At 68.4% G+C, this 7,636-nt stretch carries 10 protein-coding genes; 5 read left to right on the top strand and 5 right to left on the bottom strand.

Annotated features, from left to right (window positions below; genetic code table 11):
• Nucleotides 1-410: 410 nt before the first annotated feature.
• On the top strand, nt 411-581 hold the full coding sequence (locus ACWDSL_RS50495) for a hypothetical protein (protein ID WP_450496147.1): 171 nt from the start codon (nt 411-413) through the stop codon (nt 579-581).
• 499 nt (nt 582-1,080) lie between these two features.
• On the opposite strand, the gene ACWDSL_RS50490 is transcribed toward ACWDSL_RS50495, so the two are convergent.
• Nucleotides 1,081-2,124, bottom strand: a complete 1,044-nt coding sequence (locus ACWDSL_RS50490) for an NAD(P)-dependent alcohol dehydrogenase (RefSeq protein ID WP_450496145.1) — start codon at nt 2,122-2,124, stop codon at nt 1,081-1,083.
• A 95-nt stretch (nt 2,125-2,219) separates the two neighbouring features.
• Between ACWDSL_RS50490 and ACWDSL_RS50485 the strand changes: the two genes are divergently transcribed.
• The 3 genes from ACWDSL_RS50485 (at nt 2,220) to ACWDSL_RS50475 (ending at nt 3,873) form a co-directional block, all read left to right on the top strand.
• On the top strand, nt 2,220-2,813 hold the full coding sequence (locus tag ACWDSL_RS50485) for a TetR family transcriptional regulator (protein WP_014181909.1): 594 nt from the start codon (nt 2,220-2,222) through the stop codon (nt 2,811-2,813).
• Between the two features lie 451 nt (nt 2,814-3,264).
• Entirely contained in the window at nt 3,265-3,483 is a 219-nt protein-coding gene (locus ACWDSL_RS50480; protein ID WP_450496144.1) for a hypothetical protein, read from the top strand.
• Nucleotides 3,484-3,759: 276 nt separating this feature from the next.
• Nucleotides 3,760-3,873, top strand: coding sequence for a hypothetical protein (locus ACWDSL_RS50475; RefSeq protein ID WP_450496142.1), 114 nt, complete (start codon nt 3,760-3,762; stop codon nt 3,871-3,873).
• Here ACWDSL_RS50475 and ACWDSL_RS50470 read toward each other — a convergent pair.
• From ACWDSL_RS50470 to ACWDSL_RS50460, 3 genes are all read right to left on the bottom strand, one after another.
• Nucleotides 3,849-4,250, bottom strand: a complete 402-nt coding sequence (locus tag ACWDSL_RS50470) for a hypothetical protein (protein WP_450496141.1) — start codon at nt 4,248-4,250, stop codon at nt 3,849-3,851. The two genes, ACWDSL_RS50475 and ACWDSL_RS50470, sit on opposite strands and share 25 nt — an antisense overlap.
• A gap of 379 nt (nt 4,251-4,629) precedes the next feature.
• A complete protein-coding gene (locus tag ACWDSL_RS50465) occupies nt 4,630-5,232 on the bottom strand; it encodes an SMI1/KNR4 family protein (protein WP_450496139.1) in 603 nt (200 codons plus the stop codon).
• 95 nt (nt 5,233-5,327) lie between these two features.
• Nucleotides 5,328-5,924 (bottom strand): short chain dehydrogenase, encoded by a 597-nt coding sequence (locus tag ACWDSL_RS50460; RefSeq protein ID WP_450496138.1) that lies wholly within the window; start codon nt 5,922-5,924, stop codon nt 5,328-5,330.
• A gap of 70 nt (nt 5,925-5,994) precedes the next feature.
• Here ACWDSL_RS50460 and ACWDSL_RS50455 point away from each other — a divergent pair, with 70 nt between their 5' ends.
• The gene (locus ACWDSL_RS50455) at nt 5,995-6,882 is read left to right on the top strand and encodes a LysR family transcriptional regulator (protein WP_450496136.1); all 888 of its coding nucleotides are present in this window, start codon (nt 5,995-5,997) and stop codon (nt 6,880-6,882) included.
• A gap of 163 nt (nt 6,883-7,045) precedes the next feature.
• On the opposite strand, the gene ACWDSL_RS50450 is transcribed toward ACWDSL_RS50455, so the two are convergent.
• The coding region (locus ACWDSL_RS50450) for an IS3 family transposase (RefSeq protein WP_450496134.1) at nt 7,046-7,636 on the bottom strand (591 nt) is incomplete at its 5' end.

The following is a 7,636-nucleotide window of genomic DNA, read 5'->3' as shown; positions in this document are numbered from 1 at the left end:
TGCGAGGCCGAGGGGCGCGCCGCCCGTGTCGCCATCATGGCACATCGATGGCGCCATGGCGAACCAGATGTGGCACCAGTGGTGTCACTGGTGGCGTCGCGGCGTAGATGGAGTCGCGAATGTGCAGGCCGGCGGCTCAGTATCCAGCTGTAGCGACGTCGTGTTTGGATGGATTCCGGCCGTGGCGGGGATGAGGGCAGGACCTCCGGAGTCTGCTTGGACGTCGGGATGATGAGGAGTTCCCCGGTTCCCCGTGCAAGTGACGTTGGTTCCGGCCGGCTGGTTCGCCTGCTGGACCGTGCGCTGCCACCGGTCGGGACGGTCGGGCCTGGAGCGACCTGTGGGCGGAGCTTTACCACAACGGTTCCCTCGAAATCTCTTATCCGCTGCTACTGCCCGCGCTGATGGACATGGCCGAGGGCGACCACGCCGAGACGGCGGCTGCGACCCTCCTCCTGGCGGGCGCCCTCCTTGTCCAGGCCGATCAGCGATACGAGACCCGGAAACTACGGCACCAGCACGCGCCCGAAGCCGGATGCCTGCTGGCCGCTTCGAATCGGTGGCGGCAGGACCGGATATGACGGACGCGGAGTGGGCGGTGGCCCGGCAGGCGGTCCCGACGTCGGCGTGGTCGAAGAGCCCGGGGTGGCCGGTCGTAGGGCCGCTGCCGCCGCCAGACGCTCGACGCCACCCGCTGTCCGGCCGACAACGGCATCAAGTGGCGTTCCATGCCTGTGGACTTCCTCCGTGGGACCCGGCGTATGCGTTCTTCCGCCGTTGGCGCGATCACGTGCTGGTCATGGTGTTCCACAACCGGCTGCGTGATCGGGGCCGTACGACGTTGGGCGGGGTAGGGAGCCGTCCACCGGGGTGATCGACCCCCAGCCGGTCGAGGCGGATGCCGTCGTCGGCGTCGACAGTCGTGGGTTCGATGGCGGCAAGTTGCGCTCGTGGCTCACCGGCTAGGTTCTGGGCCTTGGCGACCCGCCTGTCGCGCTGCCGTTGTGGATGGCCGCGCGGCGGCGTGTGTCAGGGGCAGATGGAGACCCCGGGCGCGCCGCGCTTCCCGGCCCTCGCCGTTCACTCCAGGTCGGACATGTCGAGTACGAAGCGGTAGCGGACATCGTTGCGCCGGAGACGGTCGAGAGCCTCGTTCACATGCGTCGAGGGGAGCACCTCGATGTCGGCGGTGATGCCGTGTTTGGCGCAAAAGTCGAGCATGGCGGCGGTCGCGAGCCTGCCGCCGCTGCCTGCGGAGCTGAGTTTCTTGCGCCCCACGAGCAGGTCGGTGGTCTCCACGGTGATGGATCCGAGGTGCCCGAGGTGGCTGAGCGTTCCGTCCATGGCGACCAGGCGCAGGTAAGGGCCGAGGTCGTGCGGGGCGGAGATGGCGTCGATGACAACGTCGAACCGGTCGCGGGCGTCAGCCATCTGTTCCTGGTCCGTGGAGACGATGAGACCGTGGGCGCCGAGACGACGAGCGTCGTTGGCCTTGTCCGGAGAGCGGCTGACCACCGAGGTGTCGGCGCCGAGCGCCACGGCGATCTTGACCGCGAGATGGCCCAGGCCGCCCAGTCCCGCCACCGCGACGCGGGTCCCCGGCCCCACACCGAGGGCGTGCAGCGGTTCCCAGACGGTGATCCCGGCACAGAGCAGAGGAGCGGCGGCGGCCGGATCCAGACCGGCGGGAAGAGGGTAGGCGAAGCGGTCACGGACGACGTGCTCGCGGGAGTAACCCCCCAGGGTGGTCGATCCGTCGTGCCGGTCGATGCCGTCGTACGTCAGGGTCGGGAAGGCGTGGCAGAAGTTCTCCTGACCGGCCCGGCACATGGCGCACTCGTCGCACGAATCGACGATGTTGCCCACCGCGACCGGGTCGCCGACGGTGAAGCGGGTGACCGCAGGTCCGGCCTCGGTCACCACGCCCGTGAACTCGTGCCCTGGCACCAGGGGCCGGTCTCCTTCGCCATTCCGGGCGCTGACGGCGTGGACATCGGTGTGGCAGACCCCGCAGTAGTCGACCCGGACCGCGATGTCGTCGGGGCGCAGGTCGCGCCGTTGCAGTGGCGTCCGCTGCAGTGTCGACGACGAGCCTTCCACCTGCCAGCCAATGGTGTTCCTCATGGCGCCTCCTTGTAGACAGACTGTTCGGTCTATTTACCGTAAGCACATCTGGCCTCGGTGGGCAAACCAACTGTTCTGTCTGCTAGCGTCGGATCATGGCTGATCAGCCCCTCACCTCGCGTGGAGCCGCGACGTACCAACGCATCCTCGATGTGGCGACCCAGGAGTTCGCCGAGCATGGGATCGCCGGTGCGCGCGTCGAGCGGATCGTGGCCGCGGCACGCACGAACAAGGCGCAGCTCTACGCTTACTTCGGCAGCAAGGAAGGGCTCTTCGACGCCATCTTCTTCGGCTCGCTGGAGCGGATCGTGAATGTCGTCCCGATCGACGCCACCGACCTCGCGGACTGGGCCGTACGCCTCTACGACGAGTATCTTCGTCGCCCCGACCTCATCCGACTGGCCACCTGGGCACGTCTGGAGCGACGCCCGGCCGGCCACCTGGTCGACGACCCCGATCGCCTCGACGACCGCAAGCTGCGCGCCATCGCCAAGGCCCAGGCCGCCGGTCTGGTGCGCCAAGGAGACCCATTCGACGTGATGGCCATGGTGATCGCCATGTCCATGGCGTGGTCACCGGTCAGCAATGTCTACGCGGCGACCGCGCAGGAGCCTCCCGAACTGCACGAGCAGCGTCGAACCCTGCTCCGCGAGAGCGTCCGCCGCGCCATGACGGCCGACCAAATCTAGTTCTGCCCACCCTCCAGGCATCTGCGTGCACACATGAGGACGCCGCGCGGCGGGTCCCACGCAGCTTGATTTCTCCATCGGGGAACCGCTGCGGCCTCGGCGTTATCGCGAAGGTGCGTGATCGCGTCTGTTGGTGCCAGGATCACCCCAGCCCGGGCGGGCTGCGCAGCTCGACCAGCTGCAAGAGCCGCGCGCTCCACCTGGCGGAAGGTCGCTTCAGGAAGTCGACGGTGGTCGCCGTGAGGTCAGGACCTGGACCGCGCAGGGAGAGACCGAGACGCTGCCGGGCCCGACGGGTGCGAAGGGCTGGGCTCCGCTCGGTGGCCAGGCCGCGGGCGGCAACTTGAGGGGCGGCAGGGTGTACCGGTCACCTTGCCTTCCCTGAGATAATCAAGGCCGGAGCTGTCCGCAGACACATGATCCTGAACGAGACGCGAGCGAGGAACCTCGGATGCCTGAAGACCCGATCAGCCAGGAGATGGCCCGCATCCTGAACGAGAAGCTGCAGCGGGTGATCGACAGGCAGACCGAGCACACGATCGCGTTGGCCAACCACACCGCGTCGTTGGACCGGCTGGAGAAAGGCCAGGAGGAGCTCAAGAAGGGGCAGGGCGAGCTGAGGGCGCTGCTGCAGCAGCTCGTCAATCGCAACGGTACCGACGCTGACTGACATGCCCCGATCCCACCTCAGCACGCTGGGGAGACGCGGTCAGGCGCTGTGCTGACATGAGGAAGGCCCTCGAGCCCAAGCCGTAAGGCGACGGGTTCGAGGGCCTTCCGTGTGTCCGGGGCATATGGTGGATGGGGAACGGCGGAATGAACTGCCCGGTGACTGAAAGCGGTTGTGCCAGGCGTTCGGCGTCGGGGAGTTCTCGCACTCGTTGATCTCGCTGGACAGGTCAGCGCGAGGTGACTTGACAACCCTGGTCACGCCCTTGTTCTGCCTGTGTCACACGTGACCGGCCTGCATGACGTGCCAACTGATCTCCTGCATGAGCTCTTCGAGGTCACAGCGAACCGGGCTGCTGCCCTGCGTCAGGTATTGCAGCGGGGAGCCTGAGACCGGCGGCCGTTGATTGACGTGATCCGGCTGGGCCGCCGCCCGTGGGGGCAGTTGCCTGTCGCGGTCGGTTCCTTGAGTCCCGCCCGGCAGGGTGGCGTGAGCCGCCGGCCCGGTTCACGGGTTTGGTCGGCCAGCGTATCGGCCTGCCAGCGGGCGAAACGCTCCTGGCGGCCCTCGGGCGAGCCCCCGTCGGTGATCCGGTCCGTCCGCACCGTCCATCCGTGAATCGCGTGGACAAACGGCCGGACCGCCGCGGGCAACGTATCGGTCGCCGTCCACAGCGCGGCCAGGAACTGCCGCACCTCGGTCTCGCACATCTCGTACGCCTCGCGCAGCTCCGGCGAGTCGCCGAACGCCCCTTCGCTCCCCACCACTTCCCGACCTACCCTTCCGGCCGCCACGGCCAGCGGCCCCCGCCAGCACTAACGATCCACCGGCCCCTCGGTGGCGAGCTGCCCACCGCGGCGCCGACGAGGTCTCGCGGTGGGCGGCGTTTCAGATGGCCTGGCGGCAGATCCCGACGTTCGGCCTGGTCGCCGAGGTCTGATACCTGTGATCATTCGGCGGGAATCGCCCTCATGGCGGCGCCTGATCCGGTAGAGCGTGTTGCGTGAGGAAGAAGATCTACCGGTGCATGCCTCACCAAAAGGGTGAATCGGCAGATTGCTCACGACCCGATACCCGCCCTGGACGCTCTGACTGTGGACGACGGGCAGCCCGCGCCCCGCCGCCGTCGGCGGGCCGGTAACCCGTCTACTGCCAGTCGAGGCGCCCGTCGATCACGCGCGGCGCGTTGTCGTCCCTGAAGCCCCGCCCCTCGCACAGCGCGTTGGCGACCTCGGTCAGGTATGCGGCGAACGTCGCCTTCCTCGGGTTCGGAAGTTCAGCCTCGGCGTAGTCGCCGAGCAGCCCGTACCCCTGGCCGGGGGTGCAGTCGACAAAGTTGCCGTAGAAGCCGTCCGGGTCGATGGAGGTGATCGGCAGGTACCGCTGCCCAGGCTCGTCATCCAGGCGCGCGGCCGCGACCGGGCCCTCGAACCACGCTCCCAGGTTCGCCAAGGGGCCGACCCCCTCACCATCGGGCAGAAAGTACCCGGTCGGCTCGGGGGCATCGGGGGATGCGGGCCAGTCGAAATCCGAGTATGGCCCCGTGCCATTGCGCACCAGGTAGAAGGCGCGCACATCGGCCGGGACCGCCAAGTCGAGATCCTGCTCCAGTGAGCGGAGCTCGCCCTCCGTCGCGGGCGCGGGCAACCGCTGGAAGGTGCGGGGCGCATGCTCCTTCAACCACGTCTCGATCCGCGCCCAGGCGACGAGGGTCTGTTCGGCCCGTATCTGAATTTGATCATCGGTCATAGCCCGGACCATAGCCGTGAGGGATGACACCGGCCCCTGGCCGCTGACGAGGTCTCACCTGGACCATCCATCTCCGGGTCGGCAGGAAAGGCGCCTCACAAGGCGTAGATTTGCCCGGTCTGGGCGCCCTCGACGGAGCGGATGTATGCCTGGGCGACCTGGGCGAGGTCGACCGACTGCATGCCGGGGAAGTAGGCCCCGTACTCCCCGAGGCTCTCCGTGAAGACCGTGGGGCTGACCGCATTGACTCGCTGCGGGGCGATTTCGATGGCGGCGGCCCGCACGAAGGCCTCCACGGCACCGTTGGCCATGGAGGCGGCGCTGCCCGTGCGGATGGGCTCGCGGGCCAGCACGCCCGTGATCAGGGTGAAGGAGCCGCGCTCGGCGATGCGGGGGACTCCCTGGCGTACCAGGTCGATCTGACTGAGCACCTTGCCGCGGAAGGCGGACAGATAGTCCTCGGGCGTCATCTCGGTGACCGGCTTGTACGGCACGTCGCCGGCGGTGCTGACCACCGCATCCACGCGGCCGGCCTGCTCGTACATCGCGGCGGTCTGGTCGGGGTCGGTGATGTCGCAGCGCAGGTCGCCGCCGCTGCGCGCGACGGCCAGGACCTCGTGACCTCGCCCGGACAGTTCCTTGTGCACGGCCGCACCGAGCGTGCCGGTGGCGCCGATGAGCAGAATCTTCATGCCAGCCACGCTAGGCCCGGGGCCGAGGGCGAGGGAAATACCGTTTGTGCAGGACTTATGCTTGGTGGCTATGAATGTGGAGCTGCGGCATCTGCGGGCCCTTGCCGCCATCGGTGACCAGGGCACCATCAGCGGTGCCGCAGTCGCTCTGCGCGTCAGCCAGCCCGCGCTCTCCCGAACCCTGGAGCAGTTGGAGCGCCGGATCGGCACACAACTGGTGGAGCGCACGACCCGTCATCTGGCGCTCACCGATGCCGGCCGCCTGCTGCATGAGCGTGCCCACCTGATCCTCAACCAGCTGGACGACACACTGGTGGAGGCCGCGGCGGAGCCACGGCCGCTGCGCGTCGGCTTTGCCTGGGCGGCACTTGGCGACCGCACGGTGCCGTTGCTCCGCGCCTGGCGCGAACAACAACCGAAGACCCCGGTGAGAGTGCATCGGCCCGCGGACCCCGAAGCAGCGCTGCGCCGTGGGGAACTGGACGCCGTCATCGTGCGCACCTCGCCGTCGCCCCATGCGGATCTGGTGTCCCAGGAGCTCTACCAAGAGCGTCGTCTGGCCGCGGTGCCAGAGGGCACCCCGCTCGCTCTCCGCTCCGCCGTGCGCCTTGCGGACCTCATCGACCAGCCGGTCGTGCTCTGCTCCACCGCCGCCACCGCGACGGCCGACCTGTGGCCCCGCGGCCGGCGACCCCGCACGTTCCAGGTGGCCAACGTCGACGAATGGCTCACCACGATCGCCGCCGGAGACGCAGTCGGTGTCACCGCGCAGGGCACCGAGCACAGCCATCCGCATCCAGGTGTCACCTATCTGCCGATCTCGGATGCCGCTCCGGTGACGGTGCGCCTGGTCCGGCCACGCACCCCGACTCACCCCGCCACCACCGCCTTCATCGACCACCTGCAGAAGGTGATTGCCACCACCGGGCCAAAGCCGGAGGCGGAAGAGGACAGCTGACCCCAAGGCCGCCGACGCTGCCACCGCCTGCCACATGCCAGGACAGCGGTGCCCTGCGCCGACGTCGGCGGTCCGGAAGCAGCTCGTGACCTGGGCGAAGAAACACCTCGGGCTGACGCTCAAAACCGTCGACCGGGGCTTGACCCGGAATCTTGGACACGGGCTATGCGGCTTGGGCCAGCGTAGTTGATGTTGTGGCGAGTGCTGTCTCGTACGCGATGGGACTGCGTTGTCCGAGGCTGGAGTGGCGGCGTCGGGTGTTGTAGCGGTGCAGCCAGCGGAATAGGTCGAGGCGGGCTTCACGCTCGTCGGCCCAGGCCCTGCGGCCCTGGAGAGTCTCCCGTTTGCATGTGGCGTTGAAGGACTCGGCGAGCGCGTTGTCCGCCGAACTGCCGACGGCACTCATGCTCTGGTTCACGCCCGCCCGGCGGCAGGCGTCGGCGAATGCCCGGCTTGTGTACTGGGCCCCATGATCGGTGTGCATGACGGCGCCGACGAGGCTGCCACGACACCGCTCGGCGGCGGCCAGGGCCTCGGTGACCAGTTCGGCTCGCATGTGGTCGCCGATCGCCCAGCCTGCCAGGCGCCGGGAGGCGAGGTCGATGACCGTGGCCAGATACAGGAACTTCCCGCCGGCCAGCGGGAGATAGGTGATGTCGGTGTGCCACGAATGCGAGAAGAGAGGTGCGTGTAGGTAGGAGCCTCTTGGAAGGCAATGCTGCGTGGAAGATGAAGGAAGGCCCTTCGGAATCGC

The sequence above is a fragment of the Streptomyces sp. NPDC000941 genome (genome assembly GCF_053599555.1).
The sequence above is the reverse complement of the archived record's forward strand: the minus strand, read 5'-3'. Positions and strand labels throughout refer to the sequence as shown.

Coding starts and splice junctions, on each gene's coding strand:
- ACWDSL_RS50465 (WP_450496139.1), bottom strand. CDS start 5,232: ATGACCGATGATCAAATTCAGATACGGGCCGAACAGACCCTCGTCGCC.
- ACWDSL_RS50485 (WP_014181909.1), top strand. CDS start 2,220: ATGGCTGATCAGCCCCTCACCTCGCGTGGAGCCGCGACGTACCAACGC.
- ACWDSL_RS50480 (WP_450496144.1), top strand. CDS start 3,265: ATGCCTGAAGACCCGATCAGCCAGGAGATGGCCCGCATCCTGAACGAG.
- ACWDSL_RS50460 (WP_450496138.1), bottom strand. CDS start 5,924: ATGAAGATTCTGCTCATCGGCGCCACCGGCACGCTCGGTGCGGCCGTG.
- ACWDSL_RS50455 (WP_450496136.1), top strand. CDS start 5,995: ATGAATGTGGAGCTGCGGCATCTGCGGGCCCTTGCCGCCATCGGTGAC.
- ACWDSL_RS50490 (WP_450496145.1), bottom strand. CDS start 2,124: ATGAGGAACACCATTGGCTGGCAGGTGGAAGGCTCGTCGTCGACACTG.
- ACWDSL_RS50495 (WP_450496147.1), top strand. CDS start 411: ATGGCCGAGGGCGACCACGCCGAGACGGCGGCTGCGACCCTCCTCCTG.